A 23,909-nucleotide genomic window follows, 5' to 3' on the forward strand; every position below is an offset into this window, starting at 1 on the left:
AAACTTCAAATCTGCAATTAAAAAAATACATAAATAATGAGCACAGCAGAACGTACTTTTAAGCATGTAAATTACCTCTGGGATGAGCAAAAAGCCCAGAAACTAGAAGGAGACGAGGTAGCCCTTCTAATCTACAGGTCCAATATCCTTGGTGCGGACCTTCGCATCACTAACTACGGTGGTGGAAATACCAGTTGTAAGACCACGGAAATCGATCCTTTGACCAAGGAGGAGACAGAAGTGATGTGGGTAAAAGGATCAGGTGGAGACATCGGTACTTTGAAGAGAAGTGGCCTTGCCGGTCTTTATGTGGAGAAGCTGCATTCCCTGAAGAATGTATACCGAGGTTTAGAGTTTGAAGATGAGATGGTCGGCTTGTTTAACCACTGCATCTATGATCTTGACTCTAAGGCGCCATCTATAGATACGCCGTTGCATGCTTTCTTGCCGTTTAAGCACATTGATCACCTGCATCCTGACGCGGCCATTGCGATCGCGGCATCAAAGGACGGTGAGAAGATCACCGAAGAACTTTTCGAAGGACAGATTGCTTGGGTACCGTGGCAGCGCCCCGGTTTTGATCTGGCCCTACAGTTGGAAAAGGCACTGAACGATAATCCTGGTATCCGCGGCATCATGTTGGGCGGTCACGGACTGTTCACTTGGGGAGACACGGCTTATGATTGTTATATCAATAGCCTTGAGGTAATTGACAAAGCTTCTGAATATCTGGAGCAAAATTATGGCAAAGACCGGCCGGTCTTTGGAGGACAAAAGTTGGAGTCGCTGGCTCCAGAGCAGCGTAAAGAGCAGGCTTCCATCATTGCCCCCGTGCTAAGAGGCCTAGCTTCAGGATACAACAGAATGGTCGGTCACTTCACCGATGACGAGCGTGTCCTGCAGTTTGGCAATAGCCATGACCTGGAAAAACTGGCACCGCTTGGAACAAGCTGTCCTGACCACTTCCTCAGAACTAAGATCAGGCCTTTGGTATTGGATTTTCCTGCTGATATTGACTTGGGCAATGCCGAAGAAATCAAGGAAAAGCTACAAAAGGATTTCGAAGAATACCGGGCATACTACAAGAAATATTACGAAGACCATAAGCGAGACAATAGCCCCGCCATGCGTGATCCGAATCCTGTGATCATCATTTGGCCAGGAGTAGGCATGTTCTCTTATGCCAAAAATAAGCAGACAGCACGTGTGGCCAGTGAATTTTACATCAATGCGATCAATGTAATGCGCGGTGCGGAAGCCGTTTCTGAATACGTTGCCCTGCCTTTGCAGGAGGCATTTGATATAGAATACTGGTTGCTTGAAGAGGCCAAGCTTCAGCGTATGCCCAAGGAACAACCGCTTTCCAGAAAAGTAGCGTTGGTGACTGGCGGTGCCGGTGGCATTGGCAAGGCCATTGCCGACAAGCTTGCCAGCGAAGGGGCTTGCGTGTTCATTACGGATATCAACCAGGATCGTCTGGATGAAGCTGTAGCTACCTATTCTAAAGATGTGGGAGCAGGTGCCGTGATGGACGTGACCAAGGGAGACGATATCGTAAAAGCCTATAAGGAAGCCGCACTGAAATTTGGTGGTGTGGATATCATTGTCAACTGTGCTGGTCTGGCCATCTCCAAGCCGATCGAACAGACTTCGGAAAAAGACTGGGATCTGCTACAGGATATACTGGTAAAAGGCCAATTTGCCGTATCCAAAGCCGGTGTGGAAATTTTGAGAGAACAAAACCTTGGCGGTGATATTATCAATATTGCCAGTAAGAATGCCTTGGTTTCCGGCCCTAACAACGTAGGTTATGGCACTGCCAAAGCCGCACAGGTACATATGAGCCGTCTGCTGGCTGCTGAACTGGGCAAGGATAAAATCCGCGTAAACGTGGTGAATCCTGATGCCGTGATCGAAGGAAGTAAAATCTGGGAAGGCGAATGGGCAAAGGGCAGAGCCAAAGCCTATGGCATCACCGTAGAGGAACTGCCGGCTTTCTATGCAAAAAGAACGATCCTGAACGAAATCATCGGTGTAGATGACATAGCCAATGGTGTATTTGCCTTTGTAGGTGGTCACCTGAGCAAGTGTACAGGTAATATTCTGAATGTTGATGGTGGTGTGGCCGCTGCTTTTGTGAGATAATCATTATGCGAATAGACAAGCAAAAAATAAAACAGCTTAACGATCAAGCTCTTCCGGAACACCGGGAGAGTTTTGATCATTTGAGCGATGTACTGGGAAGAAAGGGTTTTGACAGCAAAGCCATCGTAGAAAAGCTGAAGGAGTTTCAGGTAGCCGTACCCAGCTGGGCACTCGGTACCGGTGGCACCCGCTTCGGGAGGTTTTCCGGAGGCGGTGAGCCGGGTACCTTAGAGGACAAGATCGCCGATGTAGGCTTGCTGCATCAGCTAAGCAAATCTGCCGGTGCGATCTCCCTGCATATTCCGTGGGATATTCCTGAGGATGTACAAGCTACCAAGGAATTGGCCGCTTCACATGGATTGATCTTTGATGCGGTAAATTCCAATACTTTTCAGGACCAGCCAGACCAGGAGCATTCCTATAAATTTGGTTCGCTTTGCCATGCAGACAAGGAAGTCAGAAAACAGGCTGTTAACCATAACCTTGAGGTAATCAAGTACGGTGATGCGCTGGGTTCCAAGTCACTGACGGTATGGTTGGCAGATGGATCTTCTTTCCCCGGCCAGCTAAATTTCAAGAAGGCGTTCCAAAGAACCTTGGAGTCACTACAGGAAATTTATGCAGGCATGCCTGCTGACTGGAAGCTGTTTGTGGAATACAAGCCTTATGAGCCAAATTTCTATTCGACTGTTATTCAGGATTGGGGCACCTCCCATATGCTGGCCGATAAGTTGGGTGATCGTGCGTACAGTTTGGTGGATCTTGGCCATCACCTGCCCAATACCAATATCGAGCAGATCGTAGCGACCCTGATGATGGTGGGCAAACTGGGCGGTTTTCATTTCAATGACTCCAAATACGGCGATGATGACGTGACCGTAGGGGCACTGAAGCCGTATCAGCTGTTTTTGATCTTCAATGAACTGGTGGACGGCATGGAAGACCCTTCTTCCGATAATCCTTATCCAGCTTGGATGATCGATGCCAGCCATAACCTGAAGGATCCCTTGGAGGATTTATTGCAATCGTTGGAAGCCATTAAGCTGGCCTATGCACAAGCACTGTTGGTGGATCGTACAGCATTGGAAGAGGCAAGGGAAAACAATGATCCGGCCTTGGCCCAGGAGATTCTTCAAGCTGCCTATCGTACAGATGTACGTCCGCTATTGGCGGAAGCCAGGTTACAAGCTGAAGGAGCCTTGGACCCAATAGGAGCTTATCGAAGACTTAATGTCCGCAAGGAACTGATTACTCAGCGTGGTGAGAAAGTCATTTCTACGGGGCTTTAACAGCCTGTTTAACGTCATTGTGAGCCTGCCTGTCACCAAATGGGCTCGTCTGGTGCCATAGACAGGGAGGATGTAGGACGACGAAGCAATCCCCGGTTTTAAATACGAGATTGCTTTCTCACCAACTCCTCGCAATAACACTTGGAAGAAGGGTTAACCTTCGAACATATGCTAAAATAGATTCATACCATTACTTCAAATTCCGGCGATCCGTTCATCTCTTTTTTCAAGGGTTTAATAGGTTTGAAAATTTTCTTCTGAAAAATTGAACTGGATTGCCGGTTTTGAATTACTTACTTCTAACGTGAAGTTTAATTAACTTACCCCATGACGCCAATACCGGTAATCGCCATATTTGATATAGGAAAAACCAACAAGAAGTTCTTTCTGTTTGATGAACAGACCAATGAAATCAAGCAGGAGTATAACAAGATACCTTTGACAGTGGATGAGGATGGTGTTGAATGTGATGACCTGGCAGCATTGACCGAATGGATTAAATCCACGGTGGAAAAAATCTGCCAATCGCCGGACGTTGAGCTTAAGGGGATCAATTTTTCTACTTATGGTGCTTCTTTTGTCCATATCGGGGAAGACGGTCAGCCATTGACTCCCCTGTACAATTACCTGAAGGAAATTCCTGCAGAAATCATCAATGAATTTTATCGGCAGTATCCGGAGGAAACCAATAATGTGGAGACAGCCTCACCTTCCCTGGGGATGTTAAATTCCGGTTTGCAGCTGTATTGGCTGAAGAAGACCAGACCTGAGCTGTTTGCCAGAATTCAGTATTCCCTGCATTTTCCCCAATACCTCAGTTACCTGTTTACGGGGAAGGCCGTGAGTGAACCTACTTCCATCGGCTGTCACACGCGGCTATGGAACTTCCAAAAAGGTCATTATCATGATTGGGTAAAGCAAGAAGGTATCGATCGAGTGCTTCCGGAGATCGCATCGACTGGTCAATTGTACTCAGCAGAGCTGTGTGGCCGAAAAGTGGATATTGGCGTCGGTATTCATGATAGTTCGTCTGCGCTGGCTTCATATTTGGTCAGGGAGAAGGAGCCTTTTCTGTTGATCAGCACGGGCACTTGGAGCATTTCTCTCAATCCATTTACCCAAGATCCGTTGACACAAGATGAATTACATAATGATTGCCTCAATTTTCTCAGTATCGATGGCAATCCAGTGAAGGCATCTCGCTTCTTCATGGGATATGAATTCAATTACCAGATTGACAGGATCAATAAGTTTTTTGGCAAGCCTGATAAATATTACAAGACCGTACCTGCTGATCCGTCCATCATTCAGGAGATCAAAGATGGAAAAGCCAGCAATACTTTTTATCCCAAGTATATCGCTGAGACACCATTGGTGAGATCGCTTTATCGAGGAAATGATTGGAAACCTGAGGCATTTGACAGTTTTGAAGAGGCCTATCACCATCTGATTTGGGGGCTAAGCTTGCTACAGGTGGCCTCGCTGAAGCTCGCACAGGGCAACTCTTCCATTCGAAAGGTATTCATTGATGGAGGTTTTGTGCACAATGAGGTGTTTATGGAGCTGCTCAGACATTACCTGCCGGATTATGAGCTGGTGTTTTCCGACTTTCCTTTGGGGTCCGCTTATGGGGCTGCATTGGTATTGGATGCCAGTGAGAAGAAGATGGTGTAGTCCACGAATTACACGGATTATCACGAATTTTATATCTAAAAAAGAAGAGATAGAAGTCTGCAGATTTAAGGGAATATAGGTCACAAGTCTGGAGACTTGGACCAATGGGGGAGGTTTGAGCTGTGTATTATTTGTAGTTGTGATTTTTTGATCTTGGTCGAAGTCTTCAGACTTAGACTGGAACATGAGAAGATTCTACATTGATCAATAAAACCACTATTTATAGGTCATATTTTGACGAAGATTGATTTATAAACGGTGTATGGTATGGGCTTGGATCAAATTATATTTCTGGGAAATTATGACTTACGTTTAACTGCAGATGGGCTTTTTAAACCACGAAAGCACGAATGACTTATTTATTCATGCTTTCATGGCTATGGTTCATTTTGGTCTTTTCGCCTGCAATTTGATATCCACGAGATCAGCGACTTTGACTGGTTTTTGGCTCTCAATGCTTTTTCGCGCGGCGATTCCGATCAGGATGGACATGGCGCCGTCCCGGGTACCGGCAGACTGGCGGTAGGGGTCGGCCATATCGGGGTCCTTGAAGAGCTTGTCTTTTAGCCGGGTATCCCCGCCACCATGGCCTCCACCGGAATGGGGGATGGTGATGATTTCTGATTCACCGAAGTTTTTGGTCAGGCGGAGTTCATCGGCAGGTTCTACTTCCCAAGGCTGACTTTCCTTGATCCAGGCCTCCAGACGGCCTTTGGTGCCGTTAAAGGCGATGCGGTAGCCCTCATAGGGAGAGTAGGTAGTCAGGGAGTAGCTGACCTGTACCTGGTTCATATACCGGATCTGCACGGCCATTTTATCATAGATATCGATATCTTCCCGATAGACACAGCCATCACGGAGATAGCCATCATACTGTTCATTGTCAGTGTACAGATTGGTTAGCCGTTCGCTTTGGGTGATGTCCCAGTAGAAGTTACATTGGCTTTTATGTGGGCATGGACGGCAGTTGGTATGGCGAAAGGGGCCGTTTTTGCCGTAAAATTCCAGCTTTCCATAGGCAAAAACTTCCTCGGGATCGGAATCTAGCCACCAATTGAGCAGGTCAAAGTGGTGGGTAGCCTTGTGAACCAGCAAAGTACCGCCCTTATCGCGGTATCCGTGCCAGCGTCTGAAATAGGAGGCACCATGATCGGTATCCAGGTACCAATGAAAATCCACCGAAGTGACCGTGCCGATTTCTCCGCCATGGAGAAGTTCATAGATTTTTTGGCGATGTGGACTGTACCGGTAATTAAAAGTAACGATCACCTGTTTTCCGGTTCGTCGTTCGGCATTCAGGATGTTCTGGCATTTGACCTCATCAGTGGTCATGGGCTTTTCGGTGATGACATTGGCCCCGGCTTCCAGGCCTTTGATGATAAACTGATCGTGCGTGCTGTCCATGGTAGTAACGATGAGCACATCAGGCTTCACAGTGGCCATCATTTCGTCAAAGTCCACAAAGGTAGGGCAGTCTGCACCGATGTATTTTTTTCCATAAGCAAGGCGCCCTTCATTAATGTCGGACAGACCTACAAATTCCACTTCATCAGGATAATCTTCCACGACACTTCTGCCAAACATGCTGGTGCCCCTGATTCCGGTGCCTACCAGTGCTACACGTAGTTTTACGGCAGGATTTTCCCGTAAGTGCAAGGCTTTGGCGATGGGATGGATAAAAAAGGAACCGGCTGCGAGGGCTCCGGTCTTGGTCATGAATTTTCTTCTGTTAAGGTCGGTAACGTGATCTGACATGATGTTTTGGGTTATTGTTATTACGTGATATAATATAATGAAAAGGTTGGTTTTAACTGTCCTGTATTTGGAGGAAATACATGAATGGTGGATGGTGTATGGATGCCGGATGGCAGATCAAGTAAAATGCTGAAACCCGAAGGCCGAAAATATCGGCATGGAACCAATTTTTCAATTTTATATTTCTCAAATCTTCTAATTTATGGCACGTTATTTTCGGTGTTTTCATGGTAACCGTCACTGTGAAAATAAATGAGGAAATTATTGCTGATTTTGGGATTGGTCTTTATTGGTCAGGTAGCTTTTTGTCAGGAGCTTGACACTGCTTTATTGACCGGGCAATGGCAGCTCAAACATTATGATGCCATCGAAGAAATACGGCAATCAGACCGCTATGTGAATGCTACTCCCCAAGTCCGGGAGGGTATGGACCGGAAGATTGACCGTTTGATGGAAAATACCTTTTATCATTTTACTGGCCGGGACAGTTTATTTTTCACTGACCTCAGAAATGGCTCTGTGGTAGAGCGAAAAGCCTCGTACGCGCTGAGGGACTCCCTTCTTACGATTACCGAAATAGGAGCTAAGAGAGACAAACGGGCTAAAATTCTCGAATTGGATGTACGCCAACTGGTACTTGTCCCTTTGGTCAATGGGAGTGAGAAGAAAGGGAGAATGGTCTTCGAGCGGGTGGAGCCCTAGAGAATTGAAAGATTAAAAATTGGAAAATTAAGGGATGGGGATTTCTTCTTTAGTTTTTAATGACTATCGGTAATTTTACACGTAGTGGTACCATTATAAAATGTGATTTGGAAAGTTAAGGAAGGCCCTTGGTGAGACCGGTTTAAGAAAAATGAGCAGGCCGTTAAGAAAATGAATTAGCTCGTGTCGTGGAACAGCGAGATCCATTCATTTTCAGGCCGGAGCAGTTTTCTTAGATTAAATTGGGTAACGTATTGTCCTCACTGGAAAACTTATTTTTCCCAATTTAAAGGGCTCACCACCGGACTGGATTTTCCGTCCTTTTCATCAATGGAAATGCATAGATTCATGAAGACCTATTGAAAGCAATTTTACACCTGAATAAAAGGACGGAAACACAATTTATTCATTTATGCTTGGCTACGTGTATGATTGCGGAGACTCATATAGTTTTTTGAGTTCCAGTTCAAATTTGGGAATAGCTTTGATTTTATGATTCATCCATCAATTCCCTTGCAGCCTGAGCCTTTATTTTTCCCTATCTGACCAACTTCATCTCTTTAACCCCTTCCCGTATATCGTCTGAGAACTTAGTAACCTGAGTTCGTCCATAAAATCGATACCAATCCATCATAGCGAGGAAGTATAGCCTGTCCCGAGCTATCGGGAACGTGGCAATCCCGTATTAAGAAAACGAGGTTGCTTCACTCCGCTACCGTGACGGATTTATACTGATTTTATAATCGAATTTAGGTTAATAGGGCACACATTCCTATTGCTAAATTAAAGAGGACTATGCTTACCATAGCCACCTGGAAATCACTCATCCCCCAGAAATATTGCTTGGTCCCGTATAATCTCCCTGAGGGAAGTTAGATTTGCGGGATCTGTGTCATCAGCGTTCTATATTTTGAGTATTAGATGAATAAAAAAAGCCATCTGCCGAAACAGATGGCCTTTCCACATCCAAAACAAACAATTAACCAATTAAATTACCTTCATCATCCCATTGGGCCAGGGTGTGCCTGGTGTCAGGATTCATATATATTGGGATATATTTTTCTTCCAGTTTGAAGCCGTGTTTGGCCATCACATCATCCGGGACACCGGTCCATACGTTTGGTGTGTTTCCTTTGTAATCCAGGTCTTTAAAGCCTTCTGGTGAAGTGAAGAAGCCTGTGGCTGCGAGATTTCTCAAGGTATTGAAGAATGTTACACCTCTTTCCATTTCTGGCTTTGCCTTATCCGGATAGGCAATATCATCAATAATCTTGATACGCTCGTCCTCGCTGGCCTCCATGAAAGGCTTGCCATATCGGTCCTCAGCCTGTGTGTCCAGCCACATCAAACCACCGCGCATCGGAGTTTTATATGTTGGCATATCCTTGACGATAAACTCAATAAAATCCGGAACCCCAGCCTCTGAAGCGCTTCCTGACACATCATCTTTAGGAATAATGACATCCACGAGATAATGCAGTTTTTTCATCTCATCCTCTGTGAAAAACTCTTCTTTCTTCAGTGCGGCATTAAGTGCCATTTCTTCAGGGGTACGGCCCCATTTGGTGCCATCACCGATTTTGGGGGCGTGAACTACTTCCTTTGGTGCTTCAGGACCGCAGCCGGTCATAAAAAAGCCCGTTGCTAAAGAACCTGTGAATAACAGTTTTAAATTTTCTCTTCTATTCATCGTCCTGTTCTTTAAATGTTTTTCTTTTTCAATTCACTTACAATGTAATCAGAAGTTCTCCAGGCAAGGGCCAGAATGGTCCATGTAGGGTTTTTGTCTGCTTGTGACACAAATGGACCGCCATCGACCACAAAAAGGTTTTTACATTCGTGTGCCTGACAGTTACTGTTCAACACAGAGGTTTTAGGATCGTTGCCCATTCGGGTGGTACCCACTTCGTGAATGATCCTACCCGGAGTCAGCAGGCCATATTTGGTCTCTGGGCCTGGTTTTTTTCCATAAATCACTGCACCAGCATTGGAAAGCACTTCTTCGAAGGTTTCATGCATGTGCTTGGCCTGGTTGATCTCCTGGTCTGTCCAGTTATAATTGAATTTCAATACCGGAATACCGTATTTATCTACCGTGCTGTTATCGATCTCGCAGTAGTTTTCATACCTGGGGATACTTTCTCCACGACCGGACATGCCTACCATGGTGCCGAAATAGGACCTGATATCCTTTTTCAGCCCCGCTCCATAGCCACCATTGGTGCCGGGGTTGCCAAATTCATCTTTGATATGCTGCCGGATGGTGTCCATGCCAAAGCCGAAGCCGTAACCTGGCATGCTCATGCCACCCCAGTACTCGATATGGTATCCACGGGCAAAGTCCAGTTTGCTATTGTCAAGCCACCAAGGGGTGTAAACATGCATGCCACCGACACCGTCTTCATTGTATTTTTTCCTGTCGAGCATGCCTGGGATAAAGCCCATGCGATCAGATCCTGTCGAATCGTGCAGGTAGTGTCCGATCATGCCACTGCCATTGCCCAGTCCGTCAGGATGGCTTTTGGATTTGGAGTTGAGCATGATACGGGCAGATTCACAGGCAGAAGCACCCAAAACCACAACACGTGAACGGAGTTTGTATTCTTTCATATCCACTTTGCTGATGTAAGAAACACCCGTGGCATTTCCTTTCTCATCAGTGGTCACCTTACGCACCATGGCATAAGTGAAGAGATCCACTTTCCCCTTTTTCATGGCCGGTTTTACCAGACAGGTACCAGAAGAAAAATCTGCATAGGCCTGGCAGGCGCGGTTACACTGGTTACAAAAGAAGCAAGCCCCACGCTCATTATTGATCGGCTTGGTAAGGATCGAAAGTCTGGAGGGAATCACAGGGACGTTGATCTTATCGGCTCCTTTTTTGATGTACAGCTCGTGCAGACGAGGCTTTGGAGGAGGGAGGAAGAAGCCGTCCGGCTCGTTATAAATGCCTTCTTTGGAACCAAAAACTCCAATAAGTTGGTCTACCTTATCGTAATAGGGTTTGAGGTCATTATAGCCGATGGGCCAGTTGTCTCCCAGTCCGTCAATGTCTTTTCGTTTAAAATCGTTTGGCCCGAACCGAAGGGAAATCCTTCCCCAGTGATTGGTACGTCCACCAACCATTCTGGAACGGAACCAATCAAATTTGGTATCCCCTTCAAAGGTATAAGGTTCACCATCAATGTCCCAGCCGCCGATCGCTGCATCAAAATCCCCGAACGGTCTGTTTTGGGTACTGGCCCCTCTCCTGGGAGATTCCCAAGGTGGCCGTAACTGGGTACGATCTTCTTCTTTCGCTGGATCAAAATCTGCTCCGGCCTCTACTACGGCCACGGAAAATCCAGCCTCCGAAAGAATCTTGGAGGCCATTCCTCCCCCGGCTCCGGAACCGACGATGATGACATCGTACGCTTCACCGGACGATTTTATCTGAAAACTCATGTGTAATTATTTTGTGATTGTCTCTCAAATTATGTGAATTTTTCCCAAAAGCAAAGAGGCTCGCCCTTTTTAGAATGCTTTTAACTAAAGAATATACTTCAGCTGATGGTTGGGCGGGTTAGATCGCCATGCCTCTATTGTTTCAGGCAAGAAATATACTAAAAATATAATTGGCTAAAAGGGTTTAGTTGTTAAAAAGATATCATTTAAAACCTTTATAAATTACGTAATTTATAAAGGTGGTGCAGTGATTTTGCGAGATATGGATGTAAAGTAATTTCTTTTTGAAGAATGTGTAAATCTGTTCCCTATTGATTAGATGATCTTATGGGTAAATTATTTTTTGTATTCCTGCACAGGTTGTTTTTTTGATTTTCACATTGAATGGGTTTATTAGGATGGAATTTCATTTTCGAAAATATGGCTTGTGATGGAAAGGCCATGAAATGCTCCTCTTGTCGAATAAAAGAGATGCTGGGGAAGATGGTCAATGAGTAGCGAATTTTGACTGTTGCAAATGAATGATTCGATGATTACATCCAAGCTCACTTTATTATTTCTCTTACTGTTGATCAGTACTGCTCTCCCAGAGCAGCCATGATTTATCATTGGATACCCTCCTTTCTAGAGCCCTATTTGTTGAAAATTTGATGTTTTCAGCGGGGACCGTTTTGACATTCAAGTATTAAATTTCGCCAATTGAAAACTGCTCTGTAATTGAAGGGGCAGTTACAAACTACCACAAGCTCCGGTCCTGTCCAACCTCTATCCGCTGTCAGGGACAGGCCGCAGACAGCGGGACAACTTTTGTCTCATGTCTGATATCTATTATCTTTATTCTATCTTAGCACCGGCTGTAAATACTTCCAGACTGTTTCTGCTACTACTTTATGTCCTTCTGCTGTGGGATGAATGCCGTCAGGCTGGTTAAGGGCCGGATTGCCTCCTACATTTTCCAGTAAAAAGGGAATCAAGACCACGTCATTTTCCTCTGCGAGATTTGGAAAGATTTCCTTGAAATCGGTTGTGTATTTTTCGCCCATATTAGGAGGGATCTGCATTCCTGCCAAGATGATCTTGGTAGCAGGATATTCTTCTCGGACCTTGTCGATGATACTTTGCAGGTTTTCTTTGGTGGCGGAAAGTTTGATGCCACGGAGTCCGTCATTTCCGCCGAGCTCCAGGATGAAAATATCAGGCTTTTCTTCCAAAAACCAATCAATTCTGCTCAATCCGCTGGCGGAAGTTTCTCCGCTGAGCCCCCCGTTAATGACTTTATAATCCATTCCCAGACTATCGATTTTTTCTTGGACCAGTGCAGGGAAAGCCTCGTCTTGATCGACACCATATCCAGCCGTCATGCTGTCCCCAAAAAAGAGCACGGTTTTCTGTGTCCCTTCACTTTTTTCATCCACCTTGGCGTCGTAAGATGCTTCCTTCCCGGATGTCTTCTGGCTTTCATTGCATGAGATAGCACCAAAAGCCCCTAAAAAGAACACGGACAAAAGAGAAATTACGCGTATTTTATTCATGATATGAAACTTATTGAGACGGAATTACGATTTATATAGTTATTGAATAAGCGATACCCAATCCCTAAAATTGATTAATTTTCGCTTTAAGCCCATACAATTTCAAGAAATAATCAGGCTATATTGGATACAACCAAAAAACAGGCCCTATTTGTTTCAATACCAACAATTTTAATCACACCCATTTATATGGCCATACTTTCTGTAGAAAATGTAAGCAAAGTTTACCAAAGCGGTTTGAGGAAGCTTACCGTTTTAGATGATGTAAACCTGAGTGTGGAGGCAGGCGACAGCATTGCCATTGTCGGCCCTTCCGGCAGTGGAAAGACCACGTTGCTCGGGCTTTGTGCGGGGCTGGACAGTGCCACTTCCGGTAGTGTCCAGCTGAGTGGGCACCGACTGGAAGGACTTTCTGAAGACCAGCGGGCTGCCATAAGGAGTAAAGAAATTGGATTTATTTTTCAGAATTTCCAGCTATTGCCCACCCTCACAGCACTGGAAAACGTCATGGTGCCCATGGAACTTAAGCAGCGAAAAGACGCTAAGGAAAAGGCGATGGAGCTGCTTCATCAAGTGGGCTTGGGGGATCGGACGACGCATTATCCTACGCAGCTTTCAGGGGGAGAGCAGCAGCGGGTGTCCATTGCCAGGGCTTTTGCCAATGAACCGAAAATCCTCTTTGCCGATGAGCCCACCGGTAACCTGGATACTGAAACAGGGGAATTGGTCGAAAGCCTGATTTTCGACCTGAACAAAGCATTGGGAACCACGCTGATCCTAGTGACCCATGACACGGACCTGGCCGCACAAACCAACAGGATCATTCATATCAAAGGTGGCAAGATACAAGAAGAGCAGCATGCATAGATTTTTGTGGATCCTAAAAATGGCCTTGCGGGATTTTAGACAGAACAAGGCCAAGCTACTATTGTTTGTCTCCTCCATTGTGATTGGTATAGCCGCTTTGGTGGCCATCAGTTCGTTTGGCGACAACCTTGAAAACGATATCGATAACCAGGCCAAGGAGCTCTTAGGAGCGGATTTAGTGCTGGAAAACAACCAGCCCCTGGGCGAGCAGGCATTGGATACCATGGCCAATGAAATGGCATCGGAGATCAATTTTGCCAGTATGGTGGCTTTCCCCAAAAGCGGAGAAAGCCGATTGGTGCAGGTGAGGGCATTAGATGGGGCTTTTCCGTTTTATGGCAAGCTGGAAACCATGCCAACGGCCGCTGAACAGGAATTCCGAGATGGAACCAAAAAGGCTTTGGTAGAGAAAATCCTTATGGATCAGTTTGGTGCTGAAGTTGGTGACAGTATAAAAGTAGGAAAGGTCACTTTCGTCATTTCCGGAGAACTGCATGCGGCCCCCGGCCAAAACGGCATTACAGCCACCGTAGCTCCCGTGGTCTATATTCCCAAAACATTTGCTGAAGAAACGGGGCTTATCCAGTATGGAAGCCGGATTAATTATTCACGCTATTACAGCTTCAGTGAGCAGGTGGATGTGGAAAAGCTCATTGAGCCGTTTGAGGATGAGTGGGAGGAGGCTCATATCGATGATGATACAGTCAAGGAAAGAAAAGAAAGGACAGGGAGGTCATTTGCAAATTTATCGGATTTTCTCAGCCTGGTGGCTTTTATTGCGCTGCTGCTTGGGTGCGTGGGCGTGGCAAGTGCCGTGAATGTTTTTGCCAAAGAAAAGCTTCCTTCCGTGGCGGTATTACGTTGTCTTGGGGTTTCTTCTACCGACACCTTTTTGATTTACCTGCTGCAGATTATGATTATGGGGTTGGTAGGGTCTGTTTTAGGAGCCTTTTTGGGGACCTTGATCCAATTTATCCTGCCAGAAGTGTTCAGTGACTTTCTTCCCGTGGACGTGACCGTTCAGGTATCTTGGTCAGCCTTGGTTTTTGGTGTCGTTACTGGATTGTGCATATCTATTTTGTTTGCGTTGCTTCCGTTGCTGAAGATCCGGAATGTTTCGCCCATGATGACCTTGCGGACGGATGCAGAGCTGGTCAATTTCGTTAAGGATCCTTGGAGATGGGCCGTAATGCTGGCAATTACCCTGTTTGTGTTTGGTTTTAGCATGACCTTACTGGACGGTTGGGAAGAAGCACTTGGCTTCACGGGTTTTGTACTATTGGCTTTCGGTGTGCTCTGGATCGTAGGTACAGGCGTGATGTGGCTGATCAGACGATTTTTGCCCTTGTCGCTGGCATATCCGGTCCGGCAGTCGCTGGCCAATCTGTACCGTCCAAACAACCAGACCATTTCCCTGATTGCTACTATTGGCCTTGGAACAGCGATGATTTCTACCTTGTTTTTTGTGCAGAACCAGTTGCTGGACCAAGTGAAATTTGCCGATAAGGAGGACCAGCCAAACATGTTGTTTTTCGATATCCAAACTTCTCAAGTAGAGGGTGTCAAGGAAGCAGTGCGGGCTGAAGATTTGCCCATCATGCAGGAGGTCCCTATCGTCACGATGCGGATGGATGAAATCAACGGGCTGGACAAGTCCGAAAACAGTGATTTGCCGGAAGAGGAGCAAAAATCCAATAGACTATATAATCGTGAATTTAGGGTGACATATCGGGATTCATTGATAAGTTCAGAAACACTGGCAGCCGGAAAGCTGCATAAAGTGACCCAGACTGGAGACAGCATCTTTGTTTCCTTTGACCAGGGTTATGCTGAGCGGGCCGGTGTGGAACTGGGCGATGAAATTGTGTTTAATGTGCAGGGAAGGCCTCTCAAAACCTATGTTGGGAGCTTCAGGGAAGTGAATTTCCGAAAAGTATCCACCAATTTTCTGGTGCTTTTCCCTGAAAACGTTTTGGAAAAAGCACCCAAATTCCATGTGGTCATTACCAAATCCAACACCGACGAACAAGCCGCCAGGGTGCAAAACGAAATCGTCAGGGCCTTTCCTAATATTTCGGTGATCAACCTCGGCATGATCGTGGATACGCTGGAAGAAATATTGGGCAAGATCAGTTTCGTGATCCAGTTTATGGCGCTATTCAGTATTGTGACCGGGATTTTGGTATTGATCAGCTCCCTGATCATCAGCAAGTACCAACGGATGCGGGAAAGTATCCTGCTCAGGACCTTGGGGGCAAGTAGCCATGTGGTACGTAAAATCAATACTCTGGAATATTTCTTTTTAGGAAGCTTGGCGTCTTTAAGCGGCATCCTGCTGTCTTTTGTAGCGACGGCTTTACTGAGTGTTTTTGTGTTTGAATTTCCAGTGAGATTAGCTTGGGGAAGTGCTTTGGCCATTTATGTGGTCATTACCTTACTGACGGTTTTACTAGGTTGGCTGAATGGACGAAATATTATCAATAAACCTCCAATGGAGATTCTAAGGGGGAATTAAGACAGCTGGAGGAAAGCGTTAATACGGTTTAGTGGTTGGTCTGCTTGACTAATGATAATAAGCTTGCTTATATTCCCCTGATCAAAAATCTTGAATAGAATAAAATTATTTTGTTCTAAATGAAACTTTTTAGGTGTATTAAATGTATATACATTAGATACAAAGACAAAGTAAAATCATGAGACTGGAGGAAGAGATAAAACAAAAAAACTTTAAGAGTGAGTACAACAAGGTTGTCGTTAATATTCTATACACACAGAGTTATATCGTGACCCGGCAAGGAAAACTCTTTAAGCCACATGGCCTTTCACCAGAGCAATATAATGTGTTACGTATTTTGCGAGGTCACCATCCTGAGCCCATCACGGTATCATCTATCCAGGACAGGATGCTAAACAAAATGTCCAATGCCTCCAGATTGGTAGAGAAACTCAAACAAAAGGGCCTTGCTGAAAGAAAGGAATGCCCTTCGGACAGAAGGCAAGTGGATATAACGATTACGCCAAAAGGTAGACAGTTGCTGGATCAGCTGGATGGGGATATCCAAAAATTTAATCATGAGGTGATCGGTCTTGATAATGAGGAGGTTGTCGTATTAAATTCCCTGCTTGATAAACTAAGGGGATAAAAAATTTCGTTATATATATGTATAGACATTAAGTGTAAAAACTAATATTATAAAACTATAAAATTCAATATGTTATGAGTACTGTAAAATGGACTATCGACCCTACCCACTCAGAAATCAACTTTAAGGTAAAGCACTTGGTGATTTCTACGGTAACCGGAAAATTCAAGGAATTTGAAGGAGCTGCCGAGGTGCCCGCTGATGATTTTAATGGTGCCAAAGTGGAATTTTCAACCAATATCAATAGCGTCGACACGAATCAAAGTGATCGGGATGCGCACTTGAAATCTGCTGATTTCTTCGATGCGGAAAAATTCCCAAAACTTTCTTTCTCCAATGGAGTTTTATCCAATGAAGGAGGTGAATATAAGTTGAAAGGAGACTTGACGATCAAGGATACCACAAAACCCATTGAACTGGCGGTGGATTTTGGTGGTGTGGCCGAGGATCCTTATGGCAATACCAAGGCTGGTTTTGAGCTGGAAGGTAAAATCAGCAGAAAGGAATTTGGTCTTACCTGGAATGCAGTGACCGAGGCGGGAAGCGTGGTCGTAGGTGATTCCATAAAAATATTGGCCAGTGTACAACTGGTAAAAGGATAATCCAACTTAATTTAATACACACACTAGAATGGCCATGCCTGGTTTCCGGGTGTGGCTTTTTTACTTCCAAGTGGTTTGGGAGGATCAGCCTACAGGCCACGCATCAAGCGAAAAGTTATGGGCTGTGGGACTGTTTTATGGCACGCTGATGATGCTGATAGAGCAGATACCCGCTGATTTTTTAATAACGGAGGCTGGGCGAAGCCATTTTGTTGGATGGCGCTCAGATAGATTGGATCAAGCGGAAAGTTGGGGGCAAATACTATTCAAGTGGCCATCGCCCGCCGCGGCGGGGTGCACAGCTAAGTCGATTAGGGGAAGTATGGTTCTTTGCTTATTATGTGTTTAGCCTTAAGACATTCCCTCTGAAATATAACTTGACGCCAGATCTCCGTTCACGGCCGATTCTGTCTGCTGATCACTTAATACTCTGTACAGCTTTCGGTGTTCAGGTTTAGCCAGCTTTGCTATTATCTCCAGCCTACCAGCTTCTACTCACTATGCTTACTTCTTTTATACATGCCCCAGTAGTATGCCGGAAAGACCAGTGCTTTGAGTTTCCAGTCGTTTTTTTCCCTGATATGGAGTGATTCGTCCTTATGGACCTTGGAATACATCATGGAAGCCATGATGGCATGACCAAAAAGGAGTAGGAAAATGATCGCGTAAATGATTAATGTTGTCATGAGAGAAGGGGAATTACAGGTGCTTATGAAAAGGCTGTTCAGGGGAAAATGATAATTTCTTTCTATATTGACTACCCGTATAATTTTAAATGATATACCTATAAAATGGTGCTGCAAATATCCATAAATATATGCTATTATGAAAATTGGTTTGATCAAAGAAGGTAAAGTACCTACCGACAGACGAGTGGCATTCAGCCCAAGGCAGTTGAAGGCAATGAATGAAGCTTATGCAGGTCGGGCATTTTTTGTAGTGGAAAAAAGCGATATCCGGGCCTTTAAGGATGAAGAGTATGAGGAAGCAGGAATAGATGTGGTAGATGATGTGTCGGACTGCGAGGTGCTGATGGGGATCAAGGAAGTGCCGATTCCCTCGCTCATAAGCAATAAGACATATTTTTTCTTTTCCCATACTATCAAAGCGCAGCCCTATAACCGGGAACTTCTGCAAGTCATATTGGAGAAGGGAATCCGTCTGATCGACTACGAGGTATTGAGGGATGACAATGAGCGTATAGTGGCTTTTGGAAAATGGGCAGGAATAGTTGGAGGTTACAATGGCTTGTGGACCTATGGGAAAAAGACGGGGCTTTTTGACCTGAAGCGTGCCAAAGACTGTTTTGACCTGAAGGAGCTTCATGAAGAGGTGAAGAGTATCCAGCTCCCACCGATCAAAATGATCATAACGGGTAATGGCCGTGTGGGGAATGGGGTAAAAGAAATCTTAGAAGTAGCCGGTATTAGGGAAGTCAGTCCGAAAGAACTCTTGCAGAATTATTACGATGAGCCTGTTTTTGCGCAATTGGCCATGGAGGATTATAACCGGCGCAAGACCGATGGGGGGTATGATAAAGCAGAGTTTTACAGCCAGCCAGAAAAGTATGAAAGCCACTTTCTTAAATATGCAGAAGTAAGTGATATACTTTTTGCCTCGGCATTCTGGGATCCCAAAGCCCCTAAGCTTTTTGAAAAGAGAGATGTGGCGAGTGAAGACTTTAATCTGTCCGTCATTGCAGATATTACCTGTGATATTGATGGTTCCGTGCCGACTACCGTGAAGCCCTGCACGATTGATGATCCGGTGTATGATGTGGACAGACTATCATTTGAGGTGTTGCCGGCTTTTGGCGAACAGCTGAGTATTTCGGTCATGGCCATTGATAATTTGCCCTGTGAGCTGCCCCGGGATGCTTCGGAGGACTTTGGAAGACAGCTGATGGAAACGGTTATTCCCGCTTTATTGGAAGAAGGAAATCCGATCATAGAGAAAGCGACCATTGCCAAAGCTGGCCAGCTGACCACTTACTTTGAATATTTGGAGAATTTTGTCCGTGAAAGTACCGAAGACTCATGATTCCCATCAATACCTTTTTAGAGCATACACAGTTAAGCCCTGTCCTCACCGATCATCAGGTAAATCAGCTGATAGAAGATGCCCAGAAGTACCGATTTGTAGGTGTTTGCATACCACCTTTTTGGGTGAAAAAGGTAAAAAGGGAGCTACAGGATACAGCGGTTCGGACAATAACGGTGGTGGGATTCCCACTGGGCCATCAGATGACCGAAACCAAGGTCTTCGAAACCAATAAAGCCATTGAGAACGGGGCAGATGAGATAGATGTGGTCTGGTCGCTGAGTGCATTTAAATCTGGGATGAACTGGCCCAAAATAGAGTTGGCCAAACTTTCATCCGTCTGCCATGATGCAGGAAAGATACTAAAGGTCATTGTGGAAACGGCTTATCTCGATCGTGATGAATTGGTTCAAGCCTGTAAGATCTGTACCGATGCCGGTGTGGACATTGTCAAGACCTCGACGGGATTTGCTCCGTCCGGTGCACGGCTAGAAGATGTGAAGGTGATGCGGGAGGTATTGCCTGATCAAGTGGGCATCAAGGCCAGTGGGGGCATTAAGACACTTGATCAGGCAAAGGCTTTTGTACAGGCAGGAGCCGATAGGATCGGTACCAGCACGGGTGTACAGATCATGGAGGAATGGCTTTCCCTAAAGGGCGGGAGTGTTAGCTAAACTCTGTCCTTTCCTTAAAGAAGTTGATCACCATCTCGGAAAATCGCTGCGGAATCTCTGCTGGGGCATTATGACCAGCACCATCAACGATATTCAATGTGGCATCAGGGATGTTTTCGGCAATCAATCTGGTATGTGCTTCCTTGACATAATCATGTTCGCCTGCCATGATCAATGTGGGACAGCTGACTTTCGATAAGGAGGAGGGAGAAATATTCGGTTCTGATCGTAAGCTTTTTTTGACACGTAAGGAGAATTCTTCCCTTTCGTTTTGTGTGCGGCTTTCTAACTCCTTGATTTGTTTTTTTAGTGTTTTATTGATTTTGGTATCTACAGCGGTATTATCATTGTACAGTACTGCGGACATGGCTGCCAGGCAGTTGACTTTGTCAGGATAGTCCATGGCGAGTATCAAGGCGGTGTTTCCACCATCACTCCATCCAAGCACATTGACTGCTTTCAGTCCAAGGTCATCCAAAAAGGCATTGACATCCTCAGCGTATAGCTCATAAGTCAACTTCTTACCGTCTTCAGTGGACTGCCCATGTCCCCTTGTATCCAGTGCGATGATCTTATAGTGCTTCGCCAATATGGGAATAATGCTGGAAAAACTCGCTATCGACATGTCAGCACCATGCAATAGCAACAATGGCTCTCCTTCTCCATAGGTTTCATAATAGAGGTTTACACCATTTGCCTCTACCTGTTTCCCGACTTTGTTATTGCTTCCTATGGCGGTACTTCCACCATTTACGATGAGTCTTAAAATGTGGTTATTTTCTTGGTTTTGTTCTTTAGCTAGGGCAACACTGTCCTCTTTATTTAGGCTCATAAAGGCGGAAAGACCACTGTCGAGATCCTCGAAAGTTCCATTAACCAAGGTGGGGGCATTTTCTTTGCCTTTGATGGTGAGTTGTAAGTTGTCTAAATAGTATTCCCCCTTACCTTGGCACATTACCCCAACTAAAAGCCTGGTGCCTTTTTTATGGATTTTCCCAGAAAGTGTTAATTCTTTTCATTCATTTTCTTCCATTGGAGCGGGCTCATCACCCAGGTGATTTTCCAGGAAATTTCCTTGATCGTCATAACAAGCTGCAAAACCTATCACGAGGTTGTTTGAAGTGTACTTGGTAAGAGCACTGAATGTAAACTTTTTACCTTGATATTCTTGGATATTGACGGATTGGACATACCCAGAGTACGTTTCTTGGCGGGAGTTACATTAATAATTCCAAGAAACAGCAGGATGAGTCCTGTAAAAGCAGTTCTTTTCCTAGAATGGTTATTTGAAGGGTTTATATAAATGCCTCATGGCATTCAAAAATGATTAATTGAGCTTTTCATACGTAGATTTCGGGGGAGTGGTTGCCTGGATCTCTACTTTTCCCTTTTCCATATCTAGGTTTCGAGTATCATCATCTTTATTGAGATAGATCAGGATAAATGGAATGATGAAGAAAGTCAAAAGAATATAAGCTACGCCAATGACTTTTTTCTTGGCAGCATTTTTTCCGAAATGGATGGCGAGTTTTACCGGAATGTTCCTTAAGACAGGGAAAGGCAGAAATACCAAAGCTCCAATAAAATTGAACAGAAAGTGGACGATGGCAATAGCGATGGCGGCTTCGGTTTTATAAATGGCCGCGATGGCCGCGGTGATGGTGGTGCCGATATTGGCACCGATGATAAATGGAAAGACCTTGTTTAAGGATACTTTTTTGGTAGCCACCGCAGGCACCAGTAGGGAGGTGGTCACAGTACTGGATTGGACAGCAGCAGTAAAAAACACCCCATAGGCAAATGACCGATAAGGGTATTTAAAGATGTGTTTGCTGACCTCCTTAAAGCTCGGGGAGATAAAGGTTTTGTAAACCGAAGAGGACAGGATTTTGATGGACAGAAAGAGTATGATAACACTGGTAACAAGTGCGAGGATCGGGATTTTTATCCAATCGATGATCAGGTTGCTCAATGACCGGGTAAAGATGATATTGTAGGTGTAGTCTTCATCTATCCCATCGGTGACCGAAAGCAGGGAGCTGGAAACAAAAGCGGCTACTTTGCTGAGGAAGCCAAAATAATATTCCAGAGGTAAAAGTATGATGACAGTGATGATATTGAACAGGTCATGGAGTACCCCGGTGGAAATAGCCTTGCGGAATTCACTTTTCTTCATGATATAAGTGAAGGAAACCAGGGTGGAGGTGAGAGTGGTGCCTATATTTGCTCCCATAACGATGGGGACTGCCTGCATGATGGAGAGGCTTCCCGAGGCCACTACAGCCACTACCATGGCCGTGACAGTGCTACTGGACTGGATCAGTGCGGTCATTAATAAACCAATGAACAGGCCAACAAACGGGTTATTGGTGGCCAGGAAGATCTCATTGGCGACTTCATTGTTCATGTTCAGGAGAGAGACCGTCAAAAGATCGATGGAGGTCATGAATAGAATCAGTGCAAATAACATTTGCACTGCCATGATCCACCAATGATTGTATTCCTTCTTTTGGGTCAATTCTGCCATTTAGCAATGAGTCCTCTTCTTAGTAAAATAAAGGCCTAATTTAGGGTAATTCACAAAATAAGGCGAATAACCTTAGATAATTTTGTATTTAATATGAAGCTTATGTTAACAATACCCTAAAAAATCAAAATCTTGAAATCCTAGGGCAATATTTTATTCTTGTTATAGGTGAATTTTTACGGAAATATTTTGCTCCCAAATTTTTTTGAAACATATTGTAGTATGTTAAGTTTTTTTGCAGATCAGTGATGTTATGTTAACAATTTCATAATATATAACTCCTATAAAGTTATTTAACTTTGTGACCGAGTAAAAAAAATCCTCTCAGTTAATCGCCAAAAAAAAATCTATGGCTAAATTAAAAGATCAGAACATTAATCAGGATGCTTTATCTAAAGCGGCCTATTCACTTTTTGATTTTACAAAGAAGGAGAAGTCCTTTTTGATTGTTTTGTGTATCCTGGTTTCCATCGCCGGCTTTATCACCCAGTACACGTACGCCGCCATGTGGTTTGGGTTTTCACTTGCAGCATATTCGGCAATCGGAAACGACAGTATCCAGACCATCGGAACATTTATCGCTTCCAACCAACGCCGTAAATGGTATTGGCTGTGGTTGTTTATGGGAGGGATTTTCGTAGCCACGGCTGTTTACAGTTGGGTGACCTATGGTGGTGATGTGAGTTATCAGCGGCTCTATGTAAAGGGACTGGACAAGGCTCCAGAGGAATTTGTGTTTTTACAGTTGGCAGCACCGATCGTCTTGATGGTCATGACTAGGCTAAGAATGCCCGTTTCTACCACATTTTTGCTATTGAACGTATTTACCTATAAGGCAGGCACGATAGCAGGTGTGGTTCAGAAAAGTTTGATTGGTTATGTATTGGCATTTGTTATTGCCATAGTGGTATGGTTTGTATTGGAGAAATTTGTGACCAGTTACCTGAAAGGGAAAACCAAAAATTATTGGTATGTTCTCCAATGGATTACTTCCGGTGCGCTGTGGTCACTATGGCTGATGCAGGATGCCGCTAACATTGCAGTGTTTTTGCCAAGGGTGCTGAATATATATGAGTTCATTGCCTATGCTGGATTTATCTTTTTTGGAATGGGCTTTTTGTTCTATTTTAAAGGAGATCGTATTCAGGGGATTGTGAATGAAAAAACGCAAGTTACCGACGTAAGGGCGGCGACTATTGTGGATTTTGTGTACTGTATCTTGTTGTTTTATTTTAAGATGTACAGCAAAATGCCCATGAGTACTACTTGGGTTTTCATTGGCCTTTTGGGAGGCCGAGAGATTGCCATTGCCTTGGCCAAGTCCAAAAAGCTTAAGAAGCGAAAAGCCCGTTTGGTACGTGCCTATATGCTGGCAAGGAATGATATGTTTAAGGCAGCTATCGGTTTGATTGTTTCCCTGATACTGGCCCTGATTATTAATGAAGGGGTGCGAAATGAAATATTCGATTTGTTGTTTTAAAGGAGAGCTCAGTTTAGGCTGTCCCATAGATAGAG

At 44.7% G+C, this 23,909-nt stretch carries 18 protein-coding genes; 11 read left to right on the forward strand and 7 right to left on the reverse strand.

The window, feature by feature from the left end; genetic code table 11:
• The first annotated feature begins 36 nt into the window (after positions 1 to 36).
• The 3 genes from FKX85_RS07505 (at position 37) to FKX85_RS07515 (ending at position 5,108) form a co-directional block, all read left to right on the forward strand.
• The gene (locus FKX85_RS07505; protein ID WP_141614142.1) at positions 37 to 2,145 is read left to right on the forward strand and encodes a bifunctional aldolase/short-chain dehydrogenase; all 2,109 of its coding nucleotides are present in this window, start codon (positions 37 to 39) and stop codon (positions 2,143 to 2,145) included.
• 5 nt (positions 2,146 to 2,150) lie between these two features.
• Positions 2,151 to 3,434, forward strand: coding sequence for a TIM barrel protein (locus tag FKX85_RS07510; protein ID WP_141614143.1), 1,284 nt, complete (start codon positions 2,151 to 2,153; stop codon positions 3,432 to 3,434).
• A 327-nt stretch (positions 3,435 to 3,761) separates the two neighbouring features.
• A complete protein-coding gene (locus tag FKX85_RS07515) occupies positions 3,762 to 5,108 on the forward strand; it encodes an FGGY-family carbohydrate kinase (RefSeq protein ID WP_141614144.1) in 1,347 nt (448 codons plus the stop codon).
• A 384-nt stretch (positions 5,109 to 5,492) separates the two neighbouring features.
• Here FKX85_RS07515 and FKX85_RS07520 read toward each other — a convergent pair whose 3' ends face one another.
• Positions 5,493 to 6,863, reverse strand: a complete 1,371-nt coding sequence (locus FKX85_RS07520; protein ID WP_141614145.1) for a Gfo/Idh/MocA family protein — start codon at positions 6,861 to 6,863, stop codon at positions 5,493 to 5,495.
• A gap of 252 nt (positions 6,864 to 7,115) precedes the next feature.
• Here FKX85_RS07520 and FKX85_RS07525 point away from each other — a divergent pair, with 252 nt between their 5' ends.
• On the forward strand, positions 7,116 to 7,565 hold the full coding sequence (locus FKX85_RS07525; protein ID WP_141614146.1) for a hypothetical protein: 450 nt from the start codon (positions 7,116 to 7,118) through the stop codon (positions 7,563 to 7,565).
• 979 nt (positions 7,566 to 8,544) lie between these two features.
• On the opposite strand, the gene FKX85_RS07530 is transcribed toward FKX85_RS07525, so the two are convergent.
• The 3 genes from FKX85_RS07530 to FKX85_RS07540 form a co-directional block, all read right to left on the reverse strand.
• Positions 8,545 to 9,255 carry a gluconate 2-dehydrogenase subunit 3 family protein gene (locus FKX85_RS07530; protein ID WP_141614147.1) on the reverse strand — a complete coding sequence of 237 codons (711 nt, stop codon included), beginning with the start codon at positions 9,253 to 9,255 and terminating at the stop codon, positions 8,545 to 8,547.
• Between the two features lie 11 nt (positions 9,256 to 9,266).
• A complete protein-coding gene (locus FKX85_RS07535) occupies positions 9,267 to 11,009 on the reverse strand; it encodes a GMC oxidoreductase (RefSeq protein WP_141614148.1) in 1,743 nt (580 codons plus the stop codon).
• An 839-nt stretch (positions 11,010 to 11,848) separates the two neighbouring features.
• Complete coding sequence (locus FKX85_RS07540; RefSeq protein ID WP_141614149.1) at positions 11,849 to 12,541, reverse strand: arylesterase; 693 nt, start codon at positions 12,539 to 12,541, stop codon at positions 11,849 to 11,851.
• Positions 12,542 to 12,730: 189 nt separating this feature from the next.
• Between FKX85_RS07540 and FKX85_RS07545 the strand changes: the two genes are divergently transcribed.
• The 4 genes from FKX85_RS07545 (at position 12,731) to FKX85_RS07560 (ending at position 17,153) form a co-directional block, all read left to right on the forward strand.
• Positions 12,731 to 13,408 carry an ABC transporter ATP-binding protein gene (locus tag FKX85_RS07545; protein WP_141614150.1) on the forward strand — a complete coding sequence of 226 codons (678 nt, stop codon included), beginning with the start codon at positions 12,731 to 12,733 and terminating at the stop codon, positions 13,406 to 13,408.
• Positions 13,401 to 15,923, forward strand: a complete 2,523-nt coding sequence (locus tag FKX85_RS07550; protein WP_141614151.1) for an ABC transporter permease — start codon at positions 13,401 to 13,403, stop codon at positions 15,921 to 15,923. Before FKX85_RS07545 ends, FKX85_RS07550 begins: the two co-directional genes overlap by 8 nt.
• Before the next feature lie 178 nt (positions 15,924 to 16,101).
• Complete coding sequence (locus tag FKX85_RS07555) at positions 16,102 to 16,551, forward strand: MarR family winged helix-turn-helix transcriptional regulator (protein ID WP_210416915.1); 450 nt, start codon at positions 16,102 to 16,104, stop codon at positions 16,549 to 16,551.
• 74 nt (positions 16,552 to 16,625) lie between these two features.
• Positions 16,626 to 17,153, forward strand: coding sequence for a YceI family protein (locus FKX85_RS07560; protein ID WP_141614153.1), 528 nt, complete (start codon positions 16,626 to 16,628; stop codon positions 17,151 to 17,153).
• Between the two features lie 491 nt (positions 17,154 to 17,644).
• Here FKX85_RS07560 and FKX85_RS07565 read toward each other — a convergent pair whose 3' ends face one another.
• A complete protein-coding gene (locus FKX85_RS07565) occupies positions 17,645 to 17,839 on the reverse strand; it encodes a hypothetical protein (protein WP_141614154.1) in 195 nt (64 codons plus the stop codon).
• A gap of 139 nt (positions 17,840 to 17,978) precedes the next feature.
• On the opposite strand from FKX85_RS07565, the gene FKX85_RS07570 reads away from it, so the two are divergent.
• Positions 17,979 to 19,193: an NAD(P)-dependent oxidoreductase gene (locus FKX85_RS07570; protein ID WP_141614155.1), complete on the forward strand. Its 1,215-nt coding sequence runs from the start codon at positions 17,979 to 17,981 to the stop codon at positions 19,191 to 19,193.
• Positions 19,190 to 19,867, forward strand: a complete 678-nt coding sequence (gene deoC / locus FKX85_RS07575; protein ID WP_141614156.1) for a deoxyribose-phosphate aldolase — start codon at positions 19,190 to 19,192, stop codon at positions 19,865 to 19,867. Before FKX85_RS07570 ends, deoC begins: the two co-directional genes overlap by 4 nt.
• On the opposite strand, the gene FKX85_RS07580 is transcribed toward deoC, so the two are convergent.
• Positions 19,860 to 20,822: an alpha/beta fold hydrolase gene (locus tag FKX85_RS07580; protein WP_141614157.1), complete on the reverse strand. Its 963-nt coding sequence runs from the start codon at positions 20,820 to 20,822 to the stop codon at positions 19,860 to 19,862. The genes deoC and FKX85_RS07580 overlap by 8 nt on opposite strands.
• A 372-nt stretch (positions 20,823 to 21,194) precedes the next feature.
• Positions 21,195 to 22,394, reverse strand: coding sequence for a Na/Pi symporter (locus FKX85_RS07585; protein ID WP_141614158.1), 1,200 nt, complete (start codon positions 22,392 to 22,394; stop codon positions 21,195 to 21,197).
• 349 nt (positions 22,395 to 22,743) lie between these two features.
• Between FKX85_RS07585 and FKX85_RS07590 the strand changes: the two genes are divergently transcribed.
• Positions 22,744 to 23,874: a hypothetical protein gene (locus FKX85_RS07590; RefSeq protein ID WP_141614159.1), complete on the forward strand. Its 1,131-nt coding sequence runs from the start codon at positions 22,744 to 22,746 to the stop codon at positions 23,872 to 23,874.
• Positions 23,875 to 23,909: the final 35 nt, after the last annotated feature.

This window comes from Echinicola soli, assembly GCF_006575665.1.
Lineage (GTDB): Bacteria > Bacteroidota > Bacteroidia > Cytophagales > Cyclobacteriaceae > Echinicola > Echinicola soli.